Source organism: Peribacillus sp. NPDC097675 (assembly GCF_050277655.1).
Lineage (GTDB): Bacteria > Bacillota > Bacilli > Bacillales > DSM-1321 > Peribacillus.
Genome location: NZ_JBNNSK010000004.1, coordinates 1 through 26,905 on the forward strand (window position 1 = coordinate 1; position 26,905 = coordinate 26,905).

Here is a 26,905-nt window from a genome sequence, read left to right on the forward strand (position 1 = left end):
CAGCTACTTTCAATGAATAATTATAACAATAGAAAAACAGGTGGAGAAAAACGAGTTGTTTTTCTCCACCTGTTTTATTTTCGGGACTTATTAGACAGCCCCTTCTTTTTTGTTTCATCTTATTCCGTCCATAACGACTTGTCCCTTGAATAGGTCAATTAGGATGATGCCGATACACGTCAAGGTCGATTTTTCCTTAATCTGTGATTTCGATTCCTTCGACTTTCAGCAAGAAAATTTGTTCAGTCGCCGGCCCTTCTTGTTTGAGTCCGATTTCTCCTTTGGCGTTAATTACCCGATGCCAAGGAAGATTGTATTTCTTGCTGCTTGAATGAAGAATGCGTACGACTTGCCTTGCACTACGCGGACTTCCCGCCAGTTCCCCGATCTGCCCATAGGTCATTACTTTTCCATGTGGAATATGTTGTATGATTTCAATTACTTCTTCAGTAAAGCGCTCCAAAAACGTCACCTCTACCTGATTTAATTAGCGATGATTGAACATGCTTCATCCGTCATGAACACTCCGTGGTGCTTCATTAACAAAGACTTTAATGCAGGATTCATCCTGCATTCATCATAGGCGCAAACGGATATCATGCTATTATCTGCAACGATTTGGTTTGCCCTTTTTTCATATTCGGTTATGTCATCGATCAATGTATGGTCACTTTTTCCCCACTCAACATGGCCCCATGTTTGTAAGGACACATCACTATCTTGATATCTTTCAACATTCTTTAAAAAATAATCAACCATCGTCGAAGGATAAAAGTTGCCTTCAAAGCAATAAAAATCGAAATTATTAATATGATGCACTTTCTTGAGCTGTTCCTCATTTAATTGTGCTTGTAATTTTTTATATACGAAAGGAAAAATCCGATCATTCTCGGCAACCATAATATCATTCCCTTGCTCCACACCGGAAATAATGAACATGGTTTCGTTATGTATATAGGTGTCTAGTTCATTGAAACAGTAGAACACATGGCCTCCATTTGATTCCTGTAGTTCTTTCATTAATTGTTTCATATTGTTATCCAAAATGGTCTCCCCTTTTAATACACCTTTACACTGTATTCCATCTAACTTTACCTATTCTCTTCGCAGAAGTAAAATTCCTTGAACATTATGACCTGTTTTTTTATACAAAAAAAACCGACACCAAATCTCATGGGTCGGATTTCACTTCTTTTTATAAATGATCATTGCGCTAAAACAGTATATCTGTTCATGCTCCTCTTCACCGGTCGTGGCGACATTGTACTTGATATCAACGATTTGACTATCCCGGATATCTAAGAGAAAGTCATTCATTTCCTCTTCCAGATCCTTTTCATGCTCATAATCAAATAATTTCACTTGAATCATTGGCTCTCCCCTGCCCTTCACGATTGATGGTTATTGAGCAGGGTGTCCATTTCTTTCGACTATTATACGTCTATACTATAATTTGATAATAACTTGACCACCTCATTGCCCACATCTTTGGTGGAAGAGTTCCCACCCATGTCAGGAGTGAGCACCTGTTGATTGACCATCACTTGTTCAATCATATCCAACACCTTCTTGCCCCAATCCTCGCGACCGAAGAAATCTAGCATCTGGCTTGCGGACCATATAGCGGCAAGTGGATTGGCGATACCTTGCTGGGCAATATCTGGTGCTGAACCGTGGATTGGCTCGAACATCGATGGATACACCCGTTCAGGATTCAAATTGGCTCCGGCGGCCAACCCCATCCCCCCAGCAATGGCGGCTCCCAAATCAGTGATGATGTCTCCAAATAAGTTGGAAGTGACGACGATTTGGAACCTTTCCGGCTGTTTGACAAAGAACATGCTCGCAGCGTCGACCAAGTAAGAATGCGTCTCAACATCGGGATATTCTTGTCCGATTTCTTCAAACACTTCATCCCAAAAAACCATTGAATAGTTTAAGGCATTCGCTTTACTGATACTCGTGAGCGTTCTCCCAGATTTCCGGGCCAATTCATAGGCATAACGGATAATCCGTTCCGTACCTTTACGTGAAAAAACGCCTGTCTGTAGCACGACTTCCTCGGGCTTCCCCTTAAACAGCCAATCTCCTGCACCCGCATATTCTCCCTCACTGTTTTCGCGGATGACCACCATATCAATTTGGTCAGGGGTCACATCCTTTAGGGGACATGGAGCACCCTTCAGCAATTTGATGGGACGTACATTCACGTATTGATCGAATTGCTTCCTTATCTTTAACAACAGTTCCCGTAGTGAAATGTGATCGGGGACACCTGGATAACCGACAGCCCCAAGATAGACAGCCTCGAATTCCTTCAATTGTTCCAGCCCATCATCCGGAAGCATTTTTCCATGCTCCAAATAATATTCACACCCCCACGGAAAATAGGTGAATTCAAACGAAAAGTCGCCGGCTAATTCAGCCACTTTTTTCAATACTTTTACTCCTTCATCCATTACTTCAGGACCAATTCCATCTCCCGCGATAACCGCTATTTTATGCACCTTCACTGACGGATTCCCCTTTGTCTATATATTCTGATTTCATCATCCTTATTTTAACATATCAATAGAAAAAAGAGCCCTCCGAAAGAAGGGCCCTACTCATTTAGCTCGGAAATATGCACGTCTTTCTGCATACCCCTTACACTGTGCACAAACATGTATTTTTTTTCGATCTTCGTTCAGATAGGTCGTGACGTCTTTCGTCTTCCGTTTACAAAAGTAACAAGGCTTCTTGAAAAACCCCATCACTTAACGATGACTTCCCCTGTCCAATGCATCATTCCGCCATCCATGTTCGCCACTTTATAGCCTTGCTCCTGAAGGTAATGGCATACATTCTCACTACGGCGGCCTGAACGGCAGATGAAGATATATTCTTTATCCTTATCGAAGTAGTCAAGGTTGTCAGGGATATCATTCATGCGAATGTGCTTCGCCCCTTCAATCATCCCTTCTTGCACTTCCTCGTTTTCACGGACATCGACAAGCTCGATCGCTTCTCCCGCCTCAACCTTTGCTTCAATTTCTTCTGGTGTAAAAATTTTAATTTGTTCCATTATAAGCACCCCAAGTTATCGTTTAATTTGTCTTGTATATTATAACAAAACTTTCAGGAAAACATGACTATTATGGATGGCATATAACAGACCAGTTAATTGAAAGGATACTTTTCTCCACCTCTGGCATACCGTTGTGGTCATAACACGTATTGGCAGCCTCCATGATTCCTCGATGGGTGAAGTATGTATTGGTAAACAGCAGCGACAAAATCAAGAAAAACGTCAAAAAACCAGTTAACACCATATATTGTTTTTTGCTCAATGATACGACCCCCTTCTCCTCTCAAAGATACCAAATCCCATTATACATGAAATTGGAAGAAAAAGGGATGGTGTACCGTCCATTCAGAGGAATTGTTGCGAGTTATTGCAGCCTCTTGGGCAACCTCATAACGGTTATTCAGACAGCCTCTTGGGCATGAGTACGGTAATGTGCTGGACTCATCCCTTTTATTTAGCCTTAATTCTTTTGTTATTAGAGTACATAATATATTTTCTAGTTCTACTTTGAAGTTACCTACACTTTAAGATTTAGAATTCCTATGAGTACTGCCTCTTTCTTTAAGGTTATGTCGGTAGTTTTTCATTTGATAGAGTCATCCTTGGTTTTTTCAACTGCTTGTGTGCCAACCTCACCCTAACGAAGTTAAAATTATGGCAATGGCGTTAAATGTACCATGAATGATCATGCCAGGGAGAACTGATTTGGTTTTTTCGTAGGTCCAAGCAAAGAGGAGCCCGGATACAAAAGTCACCGGCAAAACATTATAGTTCGGAATATGTACGATCATGAAAATGAATGAGCTAAGAAACAATCCGGCCTTCAAGCCCCATTTACTTCTAAACCATCTATAAAGGAATCCGCGATATAAGATCTCCTCGTATATAGGGGAAATGATGGCCGCCGATACGAATCCAATCACGAAATTGATCGGGGTCAGTTGAGACTGCACGCTTTCCGTTTTGCTATTTTCAACCCCTACCCCCATGATGTCCATCACGATGATCATCAAGATGCTAACCACAATCAATAGGATTGTCCAGCCGATTATGTTCTTCCCATAGCTTCCTGGAAACCGATTTAACCCCACCTCATTCCATTTAAGGCCCTTTGGCCTTAAAGTGATGAAATAGATGGCCAGCATGAACATGATTGACATGATGAACCCTACCAATGTTCCTGAATACAAATCATTTTGAAACAAGTTCAATAAGAAATTTGCCAATAAAAACTCAATGAAAAATGGTACAACGATTAAAACAAGTACGAGAATGGAGACGAGTTCCCTCCAAGACCATGGTATAGTTTTACTAGGCATCTTCAAAAATAATTCCCCCTCCGATAACGTTATCATCAGTTTAAAAGGTGACGTAACGTCACCTGCAAGCACTATTTTTAAAAAATGCAAAAAAGCATGGAGATTTTCGCAAAGTCTGTGTTATGTAATAAATGTATAAAGGCAGTTACCATTCATGTATAATTTGTACAATTAATGGTAACTTGAAGGGGGATATAATTGACTACTGAATGGGCGAAAAACAAGAAGAAAACTGGAAACAAGATCCTTAAAATTTTCCTTTTCATTGGATTATTATTTATCGGTATGATAGGGTATGGTGTTTATTGGGCGTTTTTTGATATGAACAGATTACCAACAGGAGATTATCTTACAGAAGAAACTTCCCCAGACGGAACCTATACATTAAAAACCTATCTAGCAAATGGAGGAGCTACTACTTCATATTCCGTACGAGGCGAATTAGTATTTAACAATCGCAATGGTAAGACGAAAAACATCTATTGGAATGACCGTGAAGAAACTGCCAATATTAAATGGATAGATGACGACACAGTAGTAATTAATGGACATAGACTTAATGTTCCTAAAGAAAAATTCGACTTTCGAAATCTATGATAGAAGAAAAATCTCAACCTCTATTGTTGAGGTTTTTTTGCACTTCTAAACATCTCAACCGTAGTAAGATTAGATTTTTGACATGCTGAAGCATGGTTAAGAAAGCAAAAGGCGATTTGAACACACAAAGAGGGCCGCAAGCAATGCTTACGGCCATCCTGTGTACTTTTTTTAATGTTTGAATGCTAATTCATACTGTTTCGGAAGATCGATCTTTTTGTTGAGAGTTTTAGAAGCTTCTAGCGTCCAGTAAGGATGACGCAGCATGCCTCTTCCAACCGCAACCAAGTCGGCTTCTTCATTACCAATGATTGAGTTTGCTAGGATTGGATCTTCCAATCGGCCTACAGCGATCACCGGGATGTCCAGCGCTTTTTTGATTTCCCTTGCTAATGGCGTTTGATAGCTGGCATGCGTACCTGGTCTTCCAGCAGCACCAATCGGGCCTTCTCCGCCAGAGCTGACATGGAACATATCCACTCCCGCCTCTTTAAAGACTTTCGAAAACTCGATGCTCTCTTCAATTCCGTATCCGCCATCCACATACTCTTTAGCAGAAATACGCATGATCAAAGGCATATCAGCAGGCATTTCGCTTTTCGCCGCCTTGATGACTTCCACTCCGAATTTGGTAAGGTCTTTTCCGTATTCATCTTCCCTTTTATTCGTAAGTGGAGACGTAAATTGGTGAATGAGATAGCCATGCGCACCGTGTAACTCAATGGCATCAAACCCAGCTTGTACAGCTCTTCTGACTGCCAGCCGGAACTTCTCGACCATTTCCTTCACTTCTTCTGTTTCCAACGCTCTTGGCGTTTTGTAGGTTTCATCAAAGGCAATGGCAGAAGGGGCTACAGGAATTTCTGCATCTTCTGCTTTACGTCCTGCATGTGCGATTTGGATACCAATTTTGGATCCATGCTCGTGCACTTCATCGACAATCTTAGTGAAAGCACCGACTTGATCGTCAGACCATAGACCAAGATCACGGTTGGTAATTCGGCCAGCCGGTTCGACATCGGTCATTTCCACGATGATCAATCCTGTGCCGCCAATGGCCCTGCTCACGTAATGATGCTGATGCCAATTCGTCGGTATGCCATCTTCAGCATAGACAGAGTACTGGCACATAGGGGGCATAACAACTCTATTTTTAAGCTCTAGATTTTTTATAGTATAAGGTGAAAATAAATGATTCATTTTATCAATCTCCTCCATTAAAAAAATTAATGCATGCACATGCATTTATATCATGCCGAAAATTCAGTGTCAACCAATTCAAATCGGACCGCTCTCTAAATACCCTATTGTCAATGTCCCCTCCTATTGGTACATTTAATGCATTGAATGGTATCTTAAAATAAATCGGAGGTAGGCGAAAAGAGATGTCCAATGAACAATCCCTTATGAATACTTGGCTATCCTTTACACATATTCATGCCATGCTCTCCAATGAACTTGATAGAGCCTTGCAGGAAAAGCACCAAATGCCGTTAAATGAGTTTTACGTTTTACTGTACTTATCACAGTCCCCCGAAAAAAAACTGAGGCTCCTGGAATTGCAGCAGCTTGTGGGATTAAGCCAAAGTGCCATGTCCAGACTTTCCGTCAGGATGGAAAATAAAAGCTGCGGGGTTATAAAAAGACTAGGGTATGAAGACGATCGCCGCGGTGTGTGTGCCCTTATAACGGATAAGGGAGAGCAGCGACTTCAAGAGATATTGGAAACGGTCAACGAAACGCTTACTACATCACTGTCAAACAGTGACATTGCTTCAGCCCTTACTTTTTTCATGAATATCAAAAAGTCGAGTAAAGATGATTGAATAGAAAAGAGATAGACCACAAAGCTTGTCTATCTCTCCATAATTAAAAGTCGAAGTTGTCAGGATCCGGGCCAACCCGATGATTCTGGTTCAACTTATTTATTTCTGCCATATCTTCTTCCGTTAATTCGAAATCAAATATGGAAGCATTCTCGACAATGCGATGCTCTTTAGTGGATTTTGGAATCGTGACGATTTCATTTTGTAAATCCCAACGTAAAATGACTTGCGCAACACTTTTGCCGTACGTAGACGCAATTTCTTGTAATCGCTCATCATTCAGTAGTTCTCCTTGCATCAGTGGAGACCATGCTTCTAACTGAATTCCTTGATCTTGGCAAAATGCTTGAAGTTCTTTTTGCGTTAACCGCGGATGGCATTCGACTTGATTGACCATCGGCTTCACTTCGGCGTCTTCCAGTAAATCTTTTAGATGGTGGATTTGGAAATTACTTACCCCAATCGCTTTTACCTTGCCTTCTTTATAAAGAGTTTCCATTGCTCTCCAAGCTTCTTTGTACTTTCCTTCTACAGGCCAATGAATTAGATAGAGATCCAAATACTCCAAGCCTAGTTTCTTTAAGCTTGTTTCGTATGCTGCCAGTGTCGATTCATAGCCCAATTCGGAATTCCACACTTTTGAAGTAACGAACAAGTCTTCTCTTGCTATTCCCGCTTCCTTTATTCCTTCACGAATGCCTTTTCCGACTCCCTCTTCATTGGCATAAACGGCTGCAGTATCAATGCTACGATATCCATGTTTTATCGCAACTTTGACCGCGTTCACTAATTCCAGGCCTTCTTCCACTTTAAATACACCTAGACCGAACCAAGGCATTTCGACGCCATTATGTAATGTCGTTGTTGCTTGTAAACTATTTACCATAATCAGAAACCTCCATTTTTCATTATGCACTAAAAGAAATGGATACTGCTTTTGGGCACCATCCACCTCACCATCAATTATGATATATTTTAGAAGTAAAATACAGTAATCCACCTTAAAGGATAAGGTGGATGGTGGTTTTCAGCACTGGAGGATAGTGTTTGAACGAGAAACTGAAAATTGACAAAGGGAGGAACCCTTGTGTCCCGTGTAGAAAACTATATACAGCAGGGGTAACAAAAGGAAATGATTAATAGGAGGAAAACATGAGAATACTTTTGGAGTTAATCCGGATTCTTTTAATTTTCGGCATTGCCGGTGCTTTTTGTTCGTCCGTATTAGCGAATGTTTATCAGAATTTCGGCATCAGTTATAATCAGTATGGCTATTTGGGTTCTGTGGCTATACTGATATTATTGTTTGTTTTATATCGAAACAAGCTGCAATTCAGCGGGTGGTACAAAGGAAAAAAAGAGAAGCTCCCAAAAAGAGTTACACGGGCTCTATTCATTTTTTCCATCGTATTATTATCTTTACCTCCCCTTTTACAATTTACAAGCTGATTGGAAACGTGATTATATAGTGAGTTGGGGTGAACGATGTGCGGAAAGTGATTAATCTATTGATTCTCTTTCTTCTTCTCGGCGGATTTTGGTACGGATATGGAAAAGACATTCAGGAGTCGGGAGTAAAGGCAGGAATCGAATCTTTCACGACGGATGTTCGCTCCCTCTTAACCAAACCTGAAGTATCAAATGCCATTGAAAAACTGAATACAGAAGTCAACCAGTTGATCGACAAATTGACCGATACAATCAATCAAGCAAGAGATGAGGAACAAACCGAAACGAAAAAGGTGGATAAACCTGACTTGAAGGCCCCTGCTGAATCCTCCTTTTCGGTCCGTAATATCGAGCTTGGCGACACAAAGGAATCTGTCGAAAAGCTGGCAGGAGATGCTAAACGCCATTCCCTGAACGAATATGGGGTGGAGTGGTTTGCCTATCATGAGAACTATCAAAACTTCTTCATGGTCGCATACGACAGTAAGGATAAAGTGGTCGGTCTCTATACAAATCAGGATTTAATTTCATCCAAACAAGGGATAAAACGAGGCACATCCAAGGAAACGGTGACGGAGAAACTGAGTGAACCCATCACAAAACTGCTTAAAGGGAATGTCTATTACCAGATCCAAAGCAATGGTGAATACGATATGTTCAAGATGGATAACAGCTTCGTCACGATTTTTTATGATAAACATGAGAAGAATACCGTCACATCGATCCAAATCATCAGTGCAGGTCTTGAACAGCAGAAGAGCACTTATTTCGCCCCCGCTAGCACCGAGCTTAAACAGGGTTTTGAATATCAACTCTTTGACTTGACCAATGCTTCAAGGGTCAATCACGGCCTTTCTGTCCTTTCATGGGATAAACAGGTTAAAGTGACTGCTCAAGATCACAGCAAAGACATGGCCGTCCATCAATACTTCAACCACACCAATCTTGAAGGAGAATCCCCCTTCGATCGGATGGAAAGTGATAAGATCACGTTCCGGATGGCCGGTGAAAACCTTGCCGCTGGTCAGAACAGCAGTATCTTTGCCCACGAAGGATTAATGAATTCAATCGGGCATAGGGAAAATAAATTACAAAAAGACTTCTCCTCACTTGGGGTAGGCGTCGCCTTTGAAGAAAACGAAAAACCATATTATACAGAAAATTATTTAGCAAGATGAGCATGTTCAAGCCGTCATCAGGGATAACCTGGACGGTTTTTTGTTTTTTTGTTAAATTATCTGATAATTACACACTTTAACTTGACTACTACTTTATTCCTGTTAGATAATACATGAGAGTTATATATTGGAAAATAATCATCACTAGGAATCCTTCTGATTCCCCATATTAAAGACCTAAAATTAACCATCAAAAAAAGTCATAGAGACAAAAAAAATCGGCTATTATGTCATAGAACTAAACCCAATCAGTCATTCTACTTTCTAGCTTGCAATGCTCTGGGTTATTTAAAGAACAAGGTTAGATTGGAGGATGATCATGGATCGCGAAGAAGAGCTTCAACAGGAGCCCCTTGATAGTTTATGGCTAGAACTCATTATAGAAGCGAAACAATGTGGGATAACGCTAGAACAGATCAGAACATTCATCGAACAGGATCCGAACGGTGAGGAATCGAGCCAAATGCGATAAAAGAGGTGAACTTCCATTAGAGGTTCATTTTTTTATTTTTACATCTATATCGGTCAAACGCCCATACTAGTTCTTATATAACCAAAATCAAGGACGTGAGTTTAGGTGGATTTTTTCTACAGCCAAGAAACACTTACCGGCCTTCAGTGGATCTTGAGAGCGATAGTTTCTTTCTTTTTTTTACTCTTTGCGGTCAAGATGATGGGGCGCCGAGCCATATCCCAGTTAAGGTTGATTGATTTTCTAATGGCCTTAATCATTGGAAATATTCTTGCCCATCCATTATCTGATGAACAGTTAGGCTTAAAGGGTCCCATGATCACTACTCTCGTACTGGTTATTTTATATCTTATCAGTGTAGTGGGGAGTCTTCATTGGGTCAGTCTGCGGAATTTTTTTGAAGGTTCCCCTTTGCCTCTTATAGAAAACGGACAAGTCATCCATAAAAACTTAGTCAAAGCACGAATTTCTATCGATATGATATTATCCGAATTAAGAAAGGCAAATATTGAAGACATTCAAAAAGTTGCTTTGTCATTTTGGGAACCAGATGGGACTATTTCTTTCTTCTTACTTCCCCAATACCAATCAGTGACCCCCGCTGATATACAGTTGACTACAAAGCCATTTTCTTTTCCTATAACCATCATTAAAGAGGGAAAGATTGATTCTCATGAATTAAACCGAGTCGGTAAAGATGAAGGTTGGCTGAAAAAGAATATAACCGTATACAATGCAGATGTAACCGATATTCTATTGGCAACTATAGATACTAACGGTAACCTCAAGATTTTCTTATATGGTTAAATTTCGAATCCAGAGAGATTTCAATTCATAGGAAAAGGCCACCAAATCGGCGGCCTTTTCCATTTTCCACTTACCAGTTCAGGGTATTTAAGAAGCGGTACACGTCCTCATACACTTGCTCGCGTTCTTTCCCCAATGTGATGATGTGCCCTGATTGCTCGTACCAGATTAATTGCCTATGTTGCGTATCGACTTCATTGAATATTGTCGGTGCACTATTCGTATAATCAGGACCATCCAATCGGCCTTGTTGAACAAGGGTCGGCGCCGTGATCAGGTCCAAATTCTCGCTCGTATCTTCAATGATATGCAAAACATCTTTCAATGATTCCATTGGTTCTTGTTCTAGGAGCTTAATTTCGGCATCGATTTGCTCTGCATCTTTGCCTTCAAATTTCTTATAGGCTTTGGCATAACTAATCATCCGATTATGTAATCGCCCGACATCTCTTCCAACCATAGGGGCGCACATGGAAACAACCCCCTTCATAGGGAATTCAGTTCCCATTTTCAAAGAAAAGACCCCGCCGAGTGAAATCCCGATAACAGCTATATCCTCATACCCTTCCTCTTTAAGGAAACGATATCCCTCCACTACGTCTTTCCACCAATCCTTAGGACCGGTATGAATCAGTTCCTCAGCTGGCACCCCGTGTCCTTTATAAAGAGGTGCGTGGCAGGTATAGTCGCGGTCATTTAGATAACGACCCAATTTTTTCATATCTGCCGTGCTTCCAGTAAATCCGTGAAGTAAGAGAACTGCTCTATCTCCACCTTTATATGTGAATGTCTCAGGTGCAACGACTTTCATACTATCTGCTCCTTTTCCTCTAGTTGTCTATGTAGAAATTTTAGATAAGATCATTTCTATAAAATATATCAATGTCATTATAGTATCTTGGCCTTACTTAGGACAAGTCATCCGGCTCGAAGCACATTTTACTATGACTGATTCTAATTAGCAATCTTAAATCTATATTTAAAAATTTTTAGAATCTTTTACCTTGTAATACGAGGTACATCGTATTACACTATAAAAAAAGGGAAAAGTTGGGTGATTATACTTGGATAAGGAAATGATGAAGGGCAGCATTGACCTCCTCATACTTTCGCTTCTTTCACAAAAAGAATTATATGGCTATGAAATGACGAAAGTTTTAAGAAAGATGGGCGAAGGACAATATGAAATCAGTGAAGGCACGCTATACCCTGCTCTTAAGCGTTTAGAAAGGAAGGAATACATTGAAGGGTATTGGCAAGAGTCCGAGGCAGGACGAAGGAAATATTACCGACTTACCGACAGTGGAAGAACGGAACTGGAAAGAAAACGTAACAGCTTCTCCTTCCTGGAAGGTTTAGTACGGAAAAGTGCGGAGGATTTCTGATGAAGACAAAATCTGAACGTTATATTCAAAAAATAGTCAATCAAACCGATTGTACCAAGGAAGAAAAAGAAGACATGTATGAAGAAATGCTTGTTCATCTTGAGATGAGCCAAGCCGATTTGGTCAAACAGGGGCATTCCCCTAAACAAGCGGAGAAAATGGCGATAGACCTTTTTGGAGACGAATGGGAAATTGGTAGTCAAATTCAACAGGCGCTCTTTCCGTATCGAAAAGAGCTAATGCTGACACTTTCCATCGTGTCCATTCTTTATACGTTCTCCGTATACTCATTACAACTTTTTCAAAATGGCGATGCTTACATCGGCTGGCTTCTTTTTTCGATACTGACTAGCGCTCTCTTACTCTCGCTCACTCTTAACCTCTTAGTCTCTATCAATCGCAAAATTTGGATCAATACAGCTTTAGTGACCCACACCCTTGTCTATCTATATGGCTGGGGAGTCGCTTCTGACCTCGACTTCACGATGTTTCCCTTATTCAGCCTGATTATTGCGGTGATTCTCTTGCTATCTGTGTATCTTATTTATAAAACAGCCTTGGTCTTGCCAAGCTATACCGGTAAGTCTTTAAGAAAAGCCAAACGGCTCCATTTATTTAATATAACACTTGGCATCTTGATTGTGGCTGCCACCATCTTTTACTTATATATCTTCCTGATTTTCTCAAGTGAGTTGCATCCCTTTATGTTGCTATTTTCCATCCCGGCCATTCTCTGGGTATTCCTATACATCTTGCAGATCAAATTATTGAAAAAACACCCAAAGGCTTCAACTATATGCACCATATTACAGTTTGTACTTGTAATTTCCATTGTTCTAACGCTGTTCAATTTTTACTGATAAGGAGCTCTTGAAATGAAAAAGAAATCGATTTACTTCATTCTGATTTCTCTCGCTTTCGTGACCGTTTTATTTGTCATTGCCGGCTTGGTCTTTAAAAAAGAGGAAAATGAAAAACAACAAGGTCTTACCAATCAATACGACGTTTCCAGTCAAGGAACGTTTGCCTATGTCACGCATGATCAAGGCAAACCACAATTAAACCTTTATAATCCGGACTTATCCTTGGAGGAAAAAGTCATCGAACTCAAAAACGATGAACAAATACTCGATCCCACCTTTTCCTCTGAAGGAGATACGCTCGCGTTTATTACAACAGATAAAAACCAAGGTGAAGATTCAACGAGTACAGTCCACTTGCTTGATCTGGGATCCAAGAAAGTCAGCGAATTATTCGATGCGGATTTTCTCCTCACAGAACTTGAATTCTCAGATCAGGACCGTTCCCTCTTTTATATCGGAGCGGGGACCTATAAAAACTATTCGCCAATCGCGGGGCCACGTCCACATGACCTCGATATCTATGAGTTTGATTTCGATAAGAATGAGTCTACCCAATTGACCACGTTCAAAAAATATGGTCTCAGTTCTCTAAATATCGCTGGGAACGGAAAAGCCGCATATTATCAAACGGACGATGATGACAATGCTAAAACGGCTGATGAAATTTTCGAAACGCATCAACGAATCTTTAAAATCGAATTCAAGAATAAAAAAATTGAAACCGTCTCCGATCCTGAAAGAGAGGTCGATGTGTTCGATTTTATAATGGGACCGGATGAAAAAACGATGGTTTTCCAATCTATCTCAAACGAGGGATCAGGGGATACTTTCATATATGAGCTTTATACGTATGACCTTGAAACCAAGACCGAAAAACAGCTCACACACTTAAATGAATACACCGAACGCCCTGTCTTTAGTAGCGACTCCAAGACCGTGTACTTCATGGTAGATAAAAAATTCGGTGTAAGTGATCCGCAGTATCACCTATATAAAGTGGGCATCGATGGAGATGCTCCAAAGGAAATTATCTTACCCCAAATGAATAAATAAGGAGGGGTTTGATGAAATATAGTAGGTTATCTATCGCTTTTAGCAGCATTGGAATAATTGGGGTTGGATTACATTTCTTAAATACCTTTACTCAGGGCTATTTCTTGTTTGGTTTCATAGTAGCATTAGTCGTGGGAGCCATTCTTAGTTTTATCGCCATAGGCGTAAAAGAAAAAGGCAGTATGAAATTCTTTTCTGTTGCCTCACTCTTTATCCTTTTATTATGGGTAACCTGGTATGAACCTTTTGAATTGATTCGGATGCTAACCTGGTTAAAGAACTAACAACCATAAGAAAACCCCGTTAGGACAACGGGGTTTTCTTATGGTTACGACCACATGCATACTCACGATTCTCGCTTATCCGGATTATGCTTTCTGTAATTGGCACATGAAAACTTCAGGCATTCTCCCTGGACTTGCGGACCATATTTCTCGCGAAAGGCCTCCAAGCAATAGCATTTGTCTGCTTCTTTTTTTGCATCATCCATCGAGCGCATTCCCTCCCGTACTTAACCGTTTTTCGAGTCTTACATGAATTTTACCCAATAGCACAGCACCGATAGACTGAATGATCGTTTTAACGAAGATCTGTCCAAAAATGGCTGCCGGTACTGCAGACCAAGGCAAAATATTCGCCCCCAATGGACTAAGCCCAATAACGACGAAAATCGCGGAATCCAATAAACCTCCAACAACCCCGGAGTAAAACACCCGCCAGCTCAAGGGTAACTTTAACCGGGTGTATATCTCCGTATCTGCCGTTTCCGCCACCACGAAGGATAGCGCAGAAGCAAATACGATCAATAATGTGTCCCCTAATAAGAATGATACACTTGCTGATAAAATCAGTGCTGTGATAATGCAAAGATAGGTCTTTGCCCTACCAAATTTATTTTGAACCAAGTCACGAAAGATGAAAGTCCCTCCGATGAACAATGTTCCCATCGGAATGATGAACACACCAAGTTGTAATGGTAAAAAAGCTGCTGTGACCACATTTGCGGTGACGATGGATAGCAAATACAATAAAATTCTGGTCATTTCTTCCAATCTCCTTATACAGGAAAAAACAGCACCCTAAGAAAGAGTGCTGTTCTCCTTAGTTTTTTTGAGAGGGTAGCTAGAACCTCTTCCACCTTAAGCGGATTTATTATTTTCCTTCTTAATCTTATCCTGAATGTGGAGGTAAATCAATAATTTTCAAATTAACTAAAAACATGTATTTTCGGACTGAACTCTAATTTTTTGCAAAGATTTCGACAATAATCATTACTAATCAAGTAAAAAGTGTAAATATTTATCTTTTTAGGTCGATATTCACAATAGGATGGACCTATTAATAGGACGAATGTCGAAAAATAGGCCTTGCACTATATAAGAGTATAAGAAAGGGAGAGCTAGTTTGAGTACATTTGAAGACGAATACTTCGTATACAAGAAAGTTAGAACGTCCGAAGAGTTTGAGACGTTCCATCAGATTAAAAACACGGCTTGGGATGAAATGGGGTTCGAAATCGAAGCTGCCAAAGAGGGGTCTGATCTATTTTTAATGATTGCGGATGATGGACTTCCGGGAGGAACCTATGAATTCATCCCCTATGGTATGGATACTGCTCCCCTTATCAAAAAACTATTTGAAGACGTGATAACAGACGACATGAAGGTAATGGAACTCGATAGCTTAGCGGTCTTGCCTCCATATCGAGGCAGGCTAGGTAAACATGTATTTTGTGCCATTATTGATTATGCGGAGAAGCACAATGTTACCCATTTAGTCGCTCTTACTGACCCTAAAGTGTTTCGTTCCCTATCGCATTCTTACCATATCCCTACCCTTCAAGTCGCGGGAGAAATTTTCTACAAAGGTGCCTATACCATTCCCACCGTTTTCAATCTAAAAGAAGTGTATGATAACAAACACCTGCAAAAATATGAATGGTTATCTCCTGTTATGGAAGCGAAAGAAGGTGTACTGAATGCAAGGTGAAATGCTAATGATAAGAAGAAACAATTGGGTCGTTCTCTTTTTCGCAGGTGTGGTTACAGCCATTCAGTTATTAAATTTAATCGTTGGCATACCTTTTATACTTGTGGCAACGGTCCTTGGCATTCTCCTATGTATACTTGGCCCATTAGCTTATATATCGAACCGGCCTCAATGGAAAGAAAAAATGGCATCTTTTACGAAATATTTCAATTTCATCATCATAGGAGTCTCGATGTTCATCATCATTGCCCTTGATCCTCATCTTATCAATATTATGAGTTTGTATTTTTATGTGGCTGTGATGGGCATATACCAAGACAAGATTATCAACATATGCACGATTGTTATTACGCTCTTCACCGTTTCCTATTATTTCTTTACACAAGGTGAGCTTATTTTCCATACAACCGATACGATGGACTTAATATATTTCTTGCTCACCTTTTGCATGGTGTCGGCCACGTCCGCTCTCCATTCCCTTTTTAATAACAAATTACATAAGGAAATGGTAATGCAAAAGGCTGAAGCCATTGAATCGAAAGAAAAATTGCAAGGAATTCTGAATGGAGTGAACCGGTCAGTCACCACCGTTAAGGGCTATCAACAGGAATTGAATCAAGCGACAGACGAGACTAACCTGCGTAGTACAGAAATTGTCGCTCTGTTGGACGAGATGCTTGGTAGCTTCGATTTACAAGTGGAGAATTCCAATCAGGTTCACGAAGGCATGTCCTCTACAAATAGTCGAGTCGAGGATATGACACATTCTATAGCCGACATGCACAAAAATGTGGAGTCTACGAATGTAGCGACGAAGCAAAGTGTCCAGCGTATCGATTTACTAGAAAGCGACCTAAAGTCTTTCAACGGTGACATTCATCATACGGTACATCTAATGAAAGAACTGACGGAAGAAACGGAATCCATCGAAAAGATCAGTCAGAGTATCGGAAACATTTCCAAGCAAACAAACCTTCTCGCTTTAAATGCCTCCATCGAAGCGGTAAGAGCGGGCGAACAGGGCAAAGGCTTCGCTGTCGTAGCCGAGGAAGTAAGGAAATTAGCTGAATCCTCTAAACTCTCGACCGAATCCATCGCTAGTCTATTGATGAGCATCCGTTCCAAGATCAATCAAGTATCTGAAACCATTTCCCGGTCTCAACAATCGATAGAAAATAATACGCAGGGTATGGTTGAAGTGAAAGGGATCTTCTCAACGGTAAATACCAACATGAAAAATATTACCCACCAGACTAAAGACTTACAAACTTTTATCTTGGATGTTCAAGGGCTGATGAAAGAAGTTAGCGTAGGGGTAGAAATTAACCGACATTCCACAGAGAATAACAAAGGAAGTCTCGAAGATTCACTTACATTAGTATCCAATCAACAACATGACATACAAGAGTTATCAGATGGATTCTCTAAACTCGAAGAAAGCATTGCTCATTTATTAGTTAAGCAGTAAAACTACGTACACCTACCTTTGACGAAAATCCTCGCTAATCAGCGGGGGTTTTAATCTTTCCTCCTTCTTTTCTAACATTAAAAAACACCCTCCTAAACTATCCATTATATTACAAATGTTTTATACTAACAGAAAGATATTTAAGGGGGGGAATAAGATGACAAGGCATTACCTAAGAGAAAGCTTCAATGAGCATGCCTCTCAATATGATGAGCAACGGCGTAAGCTTATTCCGTGCTTTGACGACTTCTACTCAATACCCATTACGGTTCTCGATACGAAAAATGAAAAACCCCATGTATTGGACATTGGTGCAGGCACCGGACTGTTTTCATCCTTTCTAAAAGAAAAATTCCCAAAAGCAAAACTGACTCTAATCGATATTTCCGAGAAAATGATGAAAATTGCAAAAGACCGCTTCAAAAGTGAAAGTGATGTCGAGTATTTAATAGCCGACTATACGGATTATGTTTTCGATAGGAAGTATGACTTCATCATCTCCTCCTTATCCATCCATCATTTAACGGACGATGAGAAAAGGAATCTCTTTAATTGTCTATACGATGCCTTAAAGCCTAGTGGAATGTTCGTGAACGCCGATCAAGTGCATGGTCAAACCGCCCATATCGAGTCACTTTATAAAGAAGATTGGGCGAATAAAATCAATAGTAGCGGACTGACGTTGGATGAAGTGGAAGCTGCCCACGAACGGACGAAGCTTGATAAAATGTCCACACTTGAAGATCAAATTCAATGGTTGCAACAAAGCGGGTTTCAGGATGTCGATTGTTTATATAAGTACTTTAATTTCGTTGTGTTATACGGAAGGAAAACGTGAATCAGGACGAATCGATAATGGAGGAATATACAATAAGAAGAAAAGCGGTATTTTTCCCTCATTGAATCCTCCATATCATAAAAAACGTAAGGCTTATTCCCTTCCGCCTGAAAGTTGGTAGTCACCTATAGATGATTTGAAGCTTTACCTCCGCTTTGCATTGGAATGAATGGAAATTCCTTCGTTTCCAATCACCTCTCCATAATCGAAGAAAAAAGCAGTGTGAATCCTTTCACACTGCTTTTTTCTTACACGCCCCGTTTGTTTCCCCATATATACGTATGCAATTGGGGTAGCACCTTCACATCATTCAGTTCGTTGTCTGCTATTACCTGATTAATTAAACGTTCGTATTTTTTCAAAAGATCACTGATTAACTGCCGGTCATCTGTCGTCGTACTATCATCGTTACCCACCTGCAAGTAAAAAGGAACATTGGGATACCGCTTATGTACGTTCTTTGCATACAGATAATCAACCTTATCAAAGACGACAACCTTCAATGAGAATTGGTTGTCGTGCCTTTTATCGGTTAGCTCTTGTATGATTTGATCGAGTACTTCAAAATCGGTTTTCATCTTTGAACTTGGTGGCTTGGGAGAAATCGTCAATTCATCAATATCGTGAAACCAATCCTGCCAACGACTCCCTTGCGTTTCAACGGCGATTTTGATGTTTTTCTCTTTTAAAAGCACAATCAAGCCGTCGAGATTTTTCAGCAGACCGGGATTGCCTCCCGATATCGTCACAAAAGAAAAACCCTTTCCTCCCTTCGCTTTTAGCTCTGTCCAAATTTCTTTAGCCGTCATGGGGATGATATCTCCCTTTCCTGTGCCATCCCAGGTAAAGGCGGAATCACACCAGACGCAGGAATAATCGCACCCGGCTGTCCTGACAAACATCGTTTTCTGTCCGATGACCATTCCTTCCCCTTGAATGGTCGGTCCGAAAATTTCCATCACAGGAAGTTTACTCACAATCCATCCACTCCCTTCTTGCTTCGGCATAACTCGTCGGTGTTTCGTATAGCCGGACAAATTCGACGCGGGCCCCTTTAACATCCTTGTTCTTTAGGGAATGCGCCATTTTTTCATAAATCCAGACGACGATATTTTCAGCGGTTGTATTCATAAGTGGCAATGTTTCATTCAAGTAGCGGTGATCAAGATGGATTTCGATTTCATTTTTCCAGATCCCTTTCAGTTCACCAAAGTCAATCATCAATCCGCGGGAGTCATTAAAGCCACTTACACCGAAAATGACTTTATAGGTGTGGCCATGCAGATTCTTGCATTTCCCTTCATAATCATGAAGATGATGAGCTGCATCAAACGTGAATTCCTTGCTCACTAACACCCGTCTTTGATGATAGTTCAATTGATTACGATGAATGTCCTGTTCTATTTTTTGAAGCTTATCGACAATCTTGAAACCATACATTATAGACTCACCTGCCGTCTACTCAGATAGTCATCCAAACCATTTTTTCGAAGCTTGCAAGCCGGGCACTGTCCACAGCCATCAGCCATGATTCCGTTATAACAAGTGAGCGTCTTTTCACGAACGAAATCGAATGCTCCGAGTTTGTCCGCCATTTCCCACGTTTCTTCTTTATTCAGCCACATAAGCGGCGTATCTATCACAAAGTTCTGGTCCATCGAGAGATTCAAAGTAACATTCAATGATTTAATGAACACATCGCGGCAGTCAGGATATCCACTGAAATCCGTTTCACAAACCCCAGTTACAATATGCTTCGCTCCAATTTGGCTTGCAAGCACTCCTGCAAACGACATGAACAGTAAATTCCTCCCCGGAACAAATGTTGACGGTAACTCCCCGTCTACTCCATCCACAACGGCAATATCCCTCCTGGTCAATGCATTAGGTGCCAATTGATTCAACAAGGACATATCCAGAACATGATGGGGAATCCCCAGCTCCTTAGCAATGTCCCGTGCGCATTCAATTTCCAAGCTGTGCCGCTGATTATAATCAAACGTCACCACTTCCACTTCATCAAATCTCTCCATTGCCCAGAACAAACAGGTGGTACTGTCCTGTCCTCCGCTAAACACCACTACTGCCTTTTCTTTCTTCATCATTTGGGTAAAACTCCTTTTCACAGAAAAAAACAGCACCCTAAGAATAGAGTGCTGCTTCTCCTTAGTTTTTTTAAGAGGGTAGCTAGAACCTCTTCCGCCTTAAGCAGAATATCTTTATTGCTAAAGTAATCATAACGTATATCTTATTGGGTTATCAATAAATATCCATTTTAAAATGATATTCCCAATTACACTATTTCCTTATTTTTTTCATTGTTAAACTTAATATATTCTTTACCTTTTCCGATATACAAAAGGTAAACTACTATACCGAAAAAGGGGACATCTACTTGAAACGAATTAAAACAAAGATATTGATTACATTTATGTTAGTCATTTCTTTATGTATCATCTTGGGGGCCTACAGTATTTACAGTAGCAATAAGTCTCTTACCAATTCTAGAGATATTATCGACCACGAGTTACCTCTTCTTATCAAAGATGAGCAATTACTATATAACATGTCACAAAGAGTGGCAATGGCTAGGGGCTATATTTTATTTGGGGATAAAAAATATAAAGAAGATTTCCTAGCTTATACTGAAGATAGCAAAATCCTTCAGGACGAACTCTTGGCTATATCTAATTCTGAAAGAACGAAGAAATTGATTGAAAAAAGTATAGATTGGAGAACCATGCTTGAAGAACGCGTCTTTACTCAGTATGAGCAAGGAGATGTAAAGCAAGCTAAACAAATATTATTAAATGAAGTGGCACCCATCAGCATTGAAGTAATGGCTGGTTTTAAGGAGCTCGCTTCCGAACGAGAAAAATTGATCGCTGATTCTGGTGAGAACATTGTCAGCAGTGGCGAATCCGTTAAAAAGACGAGTATTATTTTAACCGTTATTACCATCATAGCCGGAATTAGCTTTGCTCTTATTACTGCCAATCTCATTACAAAACCCCTTCTAAAAATTCGCGATAGAATGAAGTTAGTGGAGAATGGTGAACTGAACCACGAACCACTTAAACAGACAACACAAGATGAACTCGGGGAATTGACGCTTTCAGCCAACGAAATGCAGAGAAACCTTCGCGAAATCATTGAAAACATGTTGAATGTTTCTGAATCCGTTACGAGCAAAAGCGAAGAGCTGACCCAATCGGCACATGAAGTTCAACAAGGAAGCAGTCAGATAGCAACCACCATGTACGAACTATCGGAAGGTTCGGAGTCACAAGCCAACCAGGCATCCGAAATTGTCCGTATGATGGAAAAATTCTCAAGCAAAATTCAGAAGGCTCATCTAGAAGGAGAAGAAATTACCCAAACTTCCACCGAAATCCTATCCTTGACCAAGGAAGGAATGACGTTAATGAACAATTCGGTGCAGCAAATGCAAACGATTGACGGTATCGTCAAACAGGCCGTAGAGGAAGTAAAAGGCCTTGATTCGCAATCTCAGGAAATTTCACAGCTTGTTCAGGTTATACAAGACATTTCCAATCAAACCAATTTACTTGCCTTAAATGCAGCCATCGAGGCTGCACGCGCAGGCGAACATGGAAAAGGATTTGCCGTCGTCGCTGAAGAGGTACGGAAACTCGCTGAACAAGTTACAGACTCTGTTGGGGATATTACAGGAATCGTAACAGCTATTCAAACTGGTTCAAAAACCGTCGTCCATTCCTTGGAAGAGGGTTATACACAAGTAGATGAAGGCACCAAACAAATTACCATCACGGGCCAAACATTTGAAACAATCAACCAGTCAGTCGGAGCCATGAACACAAAACTACAAGCTATAACCAATGACTTACACTATATCTCTACCAATAGCAAAAAAATTAACCAAGCCGTCGAAGACATCGCTGCTGTGTCAGAAGAATCAGCAGCAGGGATTGAACAAGTTTCAGCCTCAGCGCAGCAATCCAGCTCTTCAATGGATGAAATCACCAACCATGCCAGTGAACTTTCTATATCGGCTGAACAGCTAACAGATCAAGTTAAAAAGTTCAGATTATGAGATGAGAATCAACTTCCTACATGTAATTGTAGGAAGTTTTTTTATCTATATATCTCCTCCTCTTCCCTATAACAATTATTTCCTCTTCATTAAAATTGTTTCACTACCATGAATATGGGGAATAAACTAATAACAGCATAGAACAAATAAAGAATAAAAATGAATCTTCTACAGAGAGAAAAAACTCATTTTCGCTTTTATTTTTTGAATATTCAACGTATAATAAATATTACTCCAGTAATATTTATATCAGAAAACAGTAGAATTACTACTTCCTCTCTAGAAGTGTTAGCACGCTTTTAAAAACATCTGAACCATACCAACTCTTAATTACTCTCATGACGATACCCGATTAACTGGAGACTTTCTAAAGACACGGAAAGATCTCACACATTAGCAAAATCATAATTTATAATCTAAACCTAATTCTAAATAACCACTTATTATAATTTTTATTACTTTTTTTATAATAAAATGTTATTTTCCACCTAAAGTATGTTACTATTAACCTAATACTTTTTAACCAAAACAAGGAGGAATTCATATGAAACGATTTTTCAAATTCATAGCAAAGTTAAACGAAGGGAAAGCCCAAGAAGAATTCTTTCGCAACGAATATGAAAATTACTTGAAGATGAATTCTGCCAATAAAGGGAACAGAAGATTAGCACCTATGCTTTATGTGATAGATGGTGGCAAAAAGGACGCACGACCAATGGTTTCTGACAGAAAGAAATCTAGTTGAATACAGTCGTAAAATAGTCCCTAGCATTCGTTAGTAAAGATACATTAGAACCTTAACCCTTATATTTTTAAAAATAGTATCATCCGAAAGCTCAGAATTTTATTCTGAGCTTTTTTGTTTTATCTCACATTAACACTATATTAATAGAAGAAACTAGTCATCGGCACCCAAAAACTAGAATAATCAATTTTTAAATTGTATAGCCCCAAGGGTATAAATAGACTTTTTGGCCAAAAAAAACAAAAAAAATCAGTGTGTGCTTCAGCCCATTTTTATCCAACTTTAATCATCATAGACAAAGGGGGTAAATAGAATCATCTCATGAAAGCAAACTCCGATTCTTCCATTTAATGTTATAAACCGATGACTCAACTGGGTATTTACAATTAGATAACCCTAATATACGTACCTTTCCACTACTAAATAACTATTCAAAAATAGCTAATAGGTTATAGGCATGACTACCTGTTTGTCAACTATAAACTGTTCAATAAATGGATTTTATTAGGAATTTACTTCTTTATTCCCTGCCCATTAAGATTATCATTAGGTATTTCTAGTTATAATTTTATTGAAGAAACTGAAACTACCTTAGTGATTATGGCACTCATATATAGATAATATTGTAAAAGGCGAAAAAAAGGTATTCTAGAATATAAAAATTTACTGTTGCTTAGTAGGTTTAAAATCATGTAGTGTGTATTCAGTAAATCAAATATATAAATAAAGAGAGGTTAAAAAATGGCACCGATATTTATTTGTGCATTATTTTTGCTTGCCTATGGAATCGTCGAACAAAAACGCCATCAAAAGCGTCTCGACTCCATTCCTGTACGTGTCAACGTTAATGGAATTCGAGGGAAATCCACTGTAACGCGTCTTATTACAGGTGTGATCAAGGAAGCTGAGTACAAGACAATTGGTAAAACAACCGGAACATCAGCAAGAATGATCTATTGGTTTACGGACAAAGAAAAACCGATTAAACGACGTCCAGAAGGACCGAACATCGGGGAACAACGTCGCGTAGTAAAAGAAGTTGCTGACTTAGGAACTGAAGCACTAGTTTGTGAGTGTATGGCTGTTCAGCCTGACTATCAACTAATCTTCCAAAATAAAATGATCCAAGCAAACATTGGCGTTATCGTAAATGTTCTTGAAGATCACATGGATGTCATGGGGCCAACATTAGATCAAGTTGCAGAAGCTTTTACTGCAACCATTCCATATAATGGTCATTTAATAACAATCGAAGGCGAACATTTGGAATATTACAAAGAAATTGCCAAACAACGTAATACAAAAGTGATCGTAGCGGATAATTCAAGAATTTCAGAAAAATTCCTTCGTGAATTTGATTATATGGTATTTCCTGATAATGCCTCTCTAGCTTTGGCTGTGGCAGAAGCTTTGGGCATTGATGAGAAAACTGCATTCCGTGGCATGTTGAATGCACATCCAGATCCAGGTGCCATGCGTATCACTAAATTCGGAGACGCTGTTCAACCCACTTTCTTCGTTAATGGATTTGCCGCTAATGATGCGTCATCTACGTTAAACATTTGGGAGCGTGTAAGCACATTCGGATACAGTACAGAAGCCCCTATCGTAATCATGAACTGTCGTCCTGACCGTGTAGACCGTACAGAACAATTTGCTAGAGATGTACTGCCTTACATAAAATCAGAAATCGTCATTGCTATAGGTGAAACTACATCACCTATAACGAAAGCATTTGAGCAAGGAAAACTGGATACAGTAGAATATTGGGATTTGGAAGAATGGTCAACAGAAGAAATCGTTGCCAAACTCCGTCCAGTCATGAAAAACCGTATCGTATATGGTGTCGGTAATATTCATGGAGCAGCAGAACCTTTAATTGATGCAATTATGAAAACTAAAACGAAGCAAAAAGCGAGTTAAGTAGGAGGAACCTTAATGTTTGGATCGGATTTATACGTGGCCCTAGTACTAGGGGTAACACTGAGCCTTATTTTTTCAGAAAAAACGGGTGTTGTGCCCGCCGGACTTATTGTGCCAGGTTATTTGGCATTAGTATTTGATCAATGGCAAGTCATGCTTGTTATCATTATAGTAAGTATCTTAACTTATTTCATTGTCGCACACGGACTTTCAAGATGGGTTATCTTATACGGAAGAAGAAAGTTTGCTGCGATGATGATAACGGGGATATGTTTAAAACTTGTTTTAGATTTCTTCTATCCCATCATGCCTTTTGAGATCTATGAATTCCGTGGTATTGGTATAATCGTCCCTGGCTTGATCGCTAATGCCATCCAAAGACAAGGAATGCCACTTACACTCGGCAGCACGCTTTTATTATCCGGAGTAACTTTCGGTTTAATGAACGTGTATTACCTATTCTGAGGTGGATAAAATGAAACGTACTTTAAATTTAAGAGAAAAAACACTTATCTTTACAAAGCGGACGAAAAGAAAGAATCTCAAATATACAGCTATTGTTCTTCCAATCTTGATTATCGTTTTAGTCTTTACTTCTTGGTTGGCACGGACGAAAGACGTGGAAGTTGTCGCGTCAAAACCAAACGATACTATTACAATGTCAATGGTCGGAGATATCATGATGGGCCGTTATGTAGAAGAGGTCACAGACAAACATGGTTTCGATTACCTCTTCCGTTACATGAAGCCATATTTTAATGCTTCAGACTACGTTAGCGGAAACTATGAACACCCTGCCCTAGCAAAGGATGTTTCCAGATACGAAGAAGCTGACACGGCCATTCGTTTAAACTCTTATGGAAACGGTATTGAAGCAGTCAAAAATGCAGGTTTCTCCGTCATGAACCTAGCTAATAACCATATGATGGACTTTGAAGAACAAGGATTGACCGATACGATTAAGCAATTCGAGAATAAAGATATGGATTATGTAGGCGTCGGTTCGAATATTACAAAAGCGAAAGAAAACATTAACTATCAAGACGTTAAAGGTGTACGCGTCGCTACTCTCGGCTTTACCGATGTATATGGTAAAAACGGGGTAGCCAAGAACAATCAAGCAGGGTTATTGAATTCTAATCCTGATCTATTATTCGAAATGATCGGTAACGCTAAGGATCCGAAGAAAGGCAATGCAGACTTAGTTGTAGTTAACATGCACTGGGGACAAGAATATGCTACATCCGCAACGGGTCGACAAACTGAATTAGCCAAAGCCGTGATCGATGCTGGCGCTGATATCATCATTGGCCATCACCCCCACGTGGTTCAATCGTTCGACGTGTATAAAGATGGATTGATTTTCTACAGCTTAGGTAACTTTATATTTGACCAAGGTTGGACCCGTACAAAAGATTCAGCGATGGTACAATACCATTTAACTGATGACGGAAAAGCGACTGTTGATGTACTTCCATTGCAGATTAAGGAAGCCACACCAAGACCAGCCACCTCTTCTAGTGATATATCACGTATTTTCCGTTCATTGACGAAGGAAACAAGCGACAACGTGCAATGGGCTAAGAAAGATGATAAGATTGAAATTAAATTGGATCATCAACGTGTTTTCGATCATAAGAAAGAACGTGAACAAGAAGAAACTGCATTAAAAGAGGCAAAGGCAGCGAAAGAAGCAAAAGCAGCCAAAGAAAAGAAAATAAAGCAAGAAGATAATGTTACCCAAGAAACCAATAATCAATAATCAATATGCACGAGCGTACAACTAGATATCGCGTGAATAAGAGTCTCACAAGCTAGCAAAACTATAGTTAGTAGACATACATCTTAGAA

At 39.8% G+C, this 26,905-nt stretch carries 33 protein-coding genes and 2 riboswitches; of the genes, 18 read left to right on the forward strand and 15 right to left on the reverse strand.

Going from position 1 to position 26,905, the window contains the following annotated elements; genetic code table 11:
- Nucleotides 1–196 precede the first annotated feature (196 nt).
- The 7 genes from ACQKL5_RS07195 to ACQKL5_RS07225 form a co-directional block, all read right to left on the reverse strand.
- Nucleotides 197–463: an MGMT family protein gene (locus tag ACQKL5_RS07195; protein WP_427607550.1), complete on the reverse strand. Its 267-nt coding sequence runs from the start codon at nucleotides 461–463 to the stop codon at nucleotides 197–199.
- A 20-nt stretch (nucleotides 464–483) separates the two neighbouring features.
- A complete protein-coding gene (locus ACQKL5_RS07200) occupies nucleotides 484–1,032 on the reverse strand; it encodes an MEDS domain-containing protein (RefSeq protein WP_427607552.1) in 549 nt (182 codons plus the stop codon).
- Nucleotides 1,033–1,185: 153 nt separating this feature from the next.
- Entirely contained in the window at nucleotides 1,186–1,371 is a 186-nt protein-coding gene (locus ACQKL5_RS07205) for a sporulation protein Cse60 (RefSeq protein ID WP_427607554.1), read from the reverse strand.
- A 62-nt stretch (nucleotides 1,372–1,433) separates the two neighbouring features.
- Nucleotides 1,434–2,513: a tartrate dehydrogenase gene (locus ACQKL5_RS07210; protein WP_427607556.1), complete on the reverse strand. Its 1,080-nt coding sequence runs from the start codon at nucleotides 2,511–2,513 to the stop codon at nucleotides 1,434–1,436.
- A gap of 239 nt (nucleotides 2,514–2,752) precedes the next feature.
- Nucleotides 2,753–3,064, reverse strand: coding sequence for a rhodanese-like domain-containing protein (locus ACQKL5_RS07215; protein ID WP_427607558.1), 312 nt, complete (start codon nucleotides 3,062–3,064; stop codon nucleotides 2,753–2,755).
- A 70-nt stretch (nucleotides 3,065–3,134) separates the two neighbouring features.
- Nucleotides 3,135–3,329 (reverse strand): hypothetical protein, encoded by a 195-nt coding sequence (locus tag ACQKL5_RS07220; protein ID WP_427607560.1) that lies wholly within the window; start codon nucleotides 3,327–3,329, stop codon nucleotides 3,135–3,137.
- A 370-nt stretch (nucleotides 3,330–3,699) separates the two neighbouring features.
- The gene (locus ACQKL5_RS07225) at nucleotides 3,700–4,386 is read right to left on the reverse strand and encodes a CPBP family intramembrane glutamic endopeptidase (RefSeq protein ID WP_427608076.1); all 687 of its coding nucleotides are present in this window, start codon (nucleotides 4,384–4,386) and stop codon (nucleotides 3,700–3,702) included.
- A 198-nt stretch (nucleotides 4,387–4,584) separates the two neighbouring features.
- On the opposite strand from ACQKL5_RS07225, the gene ACQKL5_RS07230 reads away from it, so the two are divergent.
- Complete coding sequence (locus ACQKL5_RS07230; protein WP_427607561.1) at nucleotides 4,585–4,983, forward strand: DUF5412 domain-containing protein; 399 nt, start codon at nucleotides 4,585–4,587, stop codon at nucleotides 4,981–4,983.
- Between the two features lie 171 nt (nucleotides 4,984–5,154).
- Here the strand turns inward: ACQKL5_RS07230 and ACQKL5_RS07235 are convergent, their stop codons facing one another.
- Entirely contained in the window at nucleotides 5,155–6,183 is a 1,029-nt protein-coding gene (locus tag ACQKL5_RS07235) for an NADH:flavin oxidoreductase/NADH oxidase (RefSeq protein WP_427607563.1), read from the reverse strand.
- A 206-nt stretch (nucleotides 6,184–6,389) separates the two neighbouring features.
- Here ACQKL5_RS07235 and ACQKL5_RS07240 point away from each other — a divergent pair, with 206 nt between their 5' ends.
- Complete coding sequence (locus ACQKL5_RS07240; protein WP_427607565.1) at nucleotides 6,390–6,809, forward strand: MarR family winged helix-turn-helix transcriptional regulator; 420 nt, start codon at nucleotides 6,390–6,392, stop codon at nucleotides 6,807–6,809.
- 43 nt (nucleotides 6,810–6,852) lie between these two features.
- Here ACQKL5_RS07240 and ACQKL5_RS07245 read toward each other — a convergent pair whose 3' ends face one another.
- The gene (locus tag ACQKL5_RS07245) at nucleotides 6,853–7,695 is read right to left on the reverse strand and encodes an aldo/keto reductase (RefSeq protein ID WP_427607567.1); all 843 of its coding nucleotides are present in this window, start codon (nucleotides 7,693–7,695) and stop codon (nucleotides 6,853–6,855) included.
- Between the two features lie 266 nt (nucleotides 7,696–7,961).
- Between ACQKL5_RS07245 and ACQKL5_RS07250 the strand changes: the two genes are divergently transcribed.
- The 4 genes from ACQKL5_RS07250 to ACQKL5_RS07265 all read left to right on the forward strand — a co-directional run bounded on the left by ACQKL5_RS07250 (nucleotide 7,962) and on the right by ACQKL5_RS07265 (nucleotide 10,715).
- Nucleotides 7,962–8,258 (forward strand): hypothetical protein, encoded by a 297-nt coding sequence (locus tag ACQKL5_RS07250; protein WP_427607569.1) that lies wholly within the window; start codon nucleotides 7,962–7,964, stop codon nucleotides 8,256–8,258.
- A 38-nt stretch (nucleotides 8,259–8,296) separates the two neighbouring features.
- A complete protein-coding gene (locus ACQKL5_RS07255) occupies nucleotides 8,297–9,436 on the forward strand; it encodes a CAP domain-containing protein (RefSeq protein WP_427607570.1) in 1,140 nt (379 codons plus the stop codon).
- A gap of 319 nt (nucleotides 9,437–9,755) precedes the next feature.
- A complete protein-coding gene (sinI, locus tag ACQKL5_RS07260; RefSeq protein ID WP_427607572.1) occupies nucleotides 9,756–9,908 on the forward strand; it encodes a DNA-binding anti-repressor SinI in 153 nt (50 codons plus the stop codon).
- A 105-nt stretch (nucleotides 9,909–10,013) separates the two neighbouring features.
- Nucleotides 10,014–10,715, forward strand: a complete 702-nt coding sequence (locus tag ACQKL5_RS07265) for a DUF421 domain-containing protein (RefSeq protein ID WP_427607573.1) — start codon at nucleotides 10,014–10,016, stop codon at nucleotides 10,713–10,715.
- Nucleotides 10,716–10,785: 70 nt separating this feature from the next.
- Here ACQKL5_RS07265 and ACQKL5_RS07270 read toward each other — a convergent pair whose 3' ends face one another.
- Entirely contained in the window at nucleotides 10,786–11,526 is a 741-nt protein-coding gene (locus ACQKL5_RS07270; protein ID WP_427607575.1) for an alpha/beta hydrolase, read from the reverse strand.
- Between the two features lie 253 nt (nucleotides 11,527–11,779).
- Between ACQKL5_RS07270 and ACQKL5_RS07275 the strand changes: the two genes are divergently transcribed.
- From ACQKL5_RS07275 to ACQKL5_RS07290, 4 genes are read left to right on the forward strand one after another with little or no spacing between them, the layout of a single operon-like run.
- Nucleotides 11,780–12,100, forward strand: a complete 321-nt coding sequence (locus tag ACQKL5_RS07275; RefSeq protein WP_427607576.1) for a PadR family transcriptional regulator — start codon at nucleotides 11,780–11,782, stop codon at nucleotides 12,098–12,100.
- A complete protein-coding gene (locus ACQKL5_RS07280) occupies nucleotides 12,100–12,960 on the forward strand; it encodes a permease prefix domain 1-containing protein (RefSeq protein ID WP_427607578.1) in 861 nt (286 codons plus the stop codon). Before ACQKL5_RS07275 ends, ACQKL5_RS07280 begins: the two co-directional genes overlap by 1 nt.
- A gap of 15 nt (nucleotides 12,961–12,975) precedes the next feature.
- Complete coding sequence (locus ACQKL5_RS07285; RefSeq protein WP_427607580.1) at nucleotides 12,976–14,016, forward strand: hypothetical protein; 1,041 nt, start codon at nucleotides 12,976–12,978, stop codon at nucleotides 14,014–14,016.
- 11 nt (nucleotides 14,017–14,027) lie between these two features.
- Nucleotides 14,028–14,300, forward strand: a complete 273-nt coding sequence (locus ACQKL5_RS07290) for a hypothetical protein (RefSeq protein WP_427607582.1) — start codon at nucleotides 14,028–14,030, stop codon at nucleotides 14,298–14,300.
- A gap of 62 nt (nucleotides 14,301–14,362) precedes the next feature.
- On the opposite strand, the gene ACQKL5_RS07295 is transcribed toward ACQKL5_RS07290, so the two are convergent.
- Both ACQKL5_RS07295 and ACQKL5_RS07300 read right to left on the reverse strand, forming a co-directional pair.
- Nucleotides 14,363–14,506, reverse strand: a complete 144-nt coding sequence (locus tag ACQKL5_RS07295) for a hypothetical protein (protein WP_427607583.1) — start codon at nucleotides 14,504–14,506, stop codon at nucleotides 14,363–14,365.
- Complete coding sequence (locus tag ACQKL5_RS07300; RefSeq protein WP_427607584.1) at nucleotides 14,499–15,059, reverse strand: VUT family protein; 561 nt, start codon at nucleotides 15,057–15,059, stop codon at nucleotides 14,499–14,501. The genes ACQKL5_RS07295 and ACQKL5_RS07300 overlap by 8 nt, the downstream gene beginning before the upstream one ends.
- Nucleotides 15,060–15,111: 52 nt before the next feature.
- Nucleotides 15,112–15,154: riboswitch (PreQ1 riboswitch) on the reverse strand.
- Between the two features lie 266 nt (nucleotides 15,155–15,420).
- Between ACQKL5_RS07300 and ACQKL5_RS07305 the strand changes: the two genes are divergently transcribed.
- The 3 genes from ACQKL5_RS07305 to ACQKL5_RS07315 all read left to right on the forward strand — a co-directional run bounded on the left by ACQKL5_RS07305 (nucleotide 15,421) and on the right by ACQKL5_RS07315 (nucleotide 18,311).
- Complete coding sequence (locus ACQKL5_RS07305) at nucleotides 15,421–16,005, forward strand: GNAT family N-acetyltransferase (RefSeq protein ID WP_427607586.1); 585 nt, start codon at nucleotides 15,421–15,423, stop codon at nucleotides 16,003–16,005.
- A gap of 7 nt (nucleotides 16,006–16,012) precedes the next feature.
- Entirely contained in the window at nucleotides 16,013–17,473 is a 1,461-nt protein-coding gene (locus ACQKL5_RS07310) for a methyl-accepting chemotaxis protein (protein WP_427607588.1), read from the forward strand.
- A gap of 157 nt (nucleotides 17,474–17,630) precedes the next feature.
- Nucleotides 17,631–18,311: a class I SAM-dependent methyltransferase gene (locus ACQKL5_RS07315; protein WP_427607589.1), complete on the forward strand. Its 681-nt coding sequence runs from the start codon at nucleotides 17,631–17,633 to the stop codon at nucleotides 18,309–18,311.
- 248 nt (nucleotides 18,312–18,559) lie between these two features.
- Here the strand turns inward: ACQKL5_RS07315 and queE are convergent, their stop codons facing one another.
- Genes queE through queC form a run of 3 tightly spaced genes read right to left on the reverse strand, consistent with a single transcriptional unit; the run spans nucleotide 18,560 to nucleotide 20,413 of the window.
- Entirely contained in the window at nucleotides 18,560–19,288 is a 729-nt protein-coding gene (gene queE / locus ACQKL5_RS07320; protein WP_427607591.1) for a 7-carboxy-7-deazaguanine synthase QueE, read from the reverse strand.
- Nucleotides 19,281–19,751: a 6-carboxytetrahydropterin synthase QueD gene (queD, locus tag ACQKL5_RS07325; protein ID WP_427607593.1), complete on the reverse strand. Its 471-nt coding sequence runs from the start codon at nucleotides 19,749–19,751 to the stop codon at nucleotides 19,281–19,283. The genes queE and queD overlap by 8 nt, the downstream gene beginning before the upstream one ends.
- Entirely contained in the window at nucleotides 19,751–20,413 is a 663-nt protein-coding gene (gene queC / locus ACQKL5_RS07330; protein WP_427608078.1) for a 7-cyano-7-deazaguanine synthase QueC, read from the reverse strand. Before queC ends, queD begins: the two co-directional genes overlap by 1 nt.
- Nucleotides 20,414–20,471: 58 nt before the next feature.
- Nucleotides 20,472–20,514, reverse strand: a riboswitch (PreQ1 riboswitch).
- A 192-nt stretch (nucleotides 20,515–20,706) separates the two neighbouring features.
- On the opposite strand from queC, the gene ACQKL5_RS07335 reads away from it, so the two are divergent.
- The 5 genes from ACQKL5_RS07335 to ACQKL5_RS07355 all read left to right on the forward strand — a co-directional run bounded on the left by ACQKL5_RS07335 (nucleotide 20,707) and on the right by ACQKL5_RS07355 (nucleotide 26,816).
- A complete protein-coding gene (locus ACQKL5_RS07335; RefSeq protein ID WP_427607594.1) occupies nucleotides 20,707–22,386 on the forward strand; it encodes a methyl-accepting chemotaxis protein in 1,680 nt (559 codons plus the stop codon).
- A 544-nt stretch (nucleotides 22,387–22,930) separates the two neighbouring features.
- The gene (locus ACQKL5_RS07340; protein ID WP_427607596.1) at nucleotides 22,931–23,131 is read left to right on the forward strand and encodes a hypothetical protein; all 201 of its coding nucleotides are present in this window, start codon (nucleotides 22,931–22,933) and stop codon (nucleotides 23,129–23,131) included.
- 741 nt (nucleotides 23,132–23,872) lie between these two features.
- On the forward strand, nucleotides 23,873–25,054 hold the full coding sequence (gene pgsB, locus ACQKL5_RS07345; protein ID WP_427607598.1) for a poly-gamma-glutamate synthase PgsB: 1,182 nt from the start codon (nucleotides 23,873–23,875) through the stop codon (nucleotides 25,052–25,054).
- Nucleotides 25,055–25,069: 15 nt separating this feature from the next.
- Nucleotides 25,070–25,519, forward strand: a complete 450-nt coding sequence (gene pgsC, locus ACQKL5_RS07350) for a poly-gamma-glutamate biosynthesis protein PgsC (protein WP_427607600.1) — start codon at nucleotides 25,070–25,072, stop codon at nucleotides 25,517–25,519.
- A gap of 10 nt (nucleotides 25,520–25,529) precedes the next feature.
- Nucleotides 25,530–26,816, forward strand: a complete 1,287-nt coding sequence (locus tag ACQKL5_RS07355) for a CapA family protein (protein WP_427607602.1) — start codon at nucleotides 25,530–25,532, stop codon at nucleotides 26,814–26,816.
- The last annotated feature ends 89 nt before the right edge of the window (nucleotides 26,817–26,905 follow it).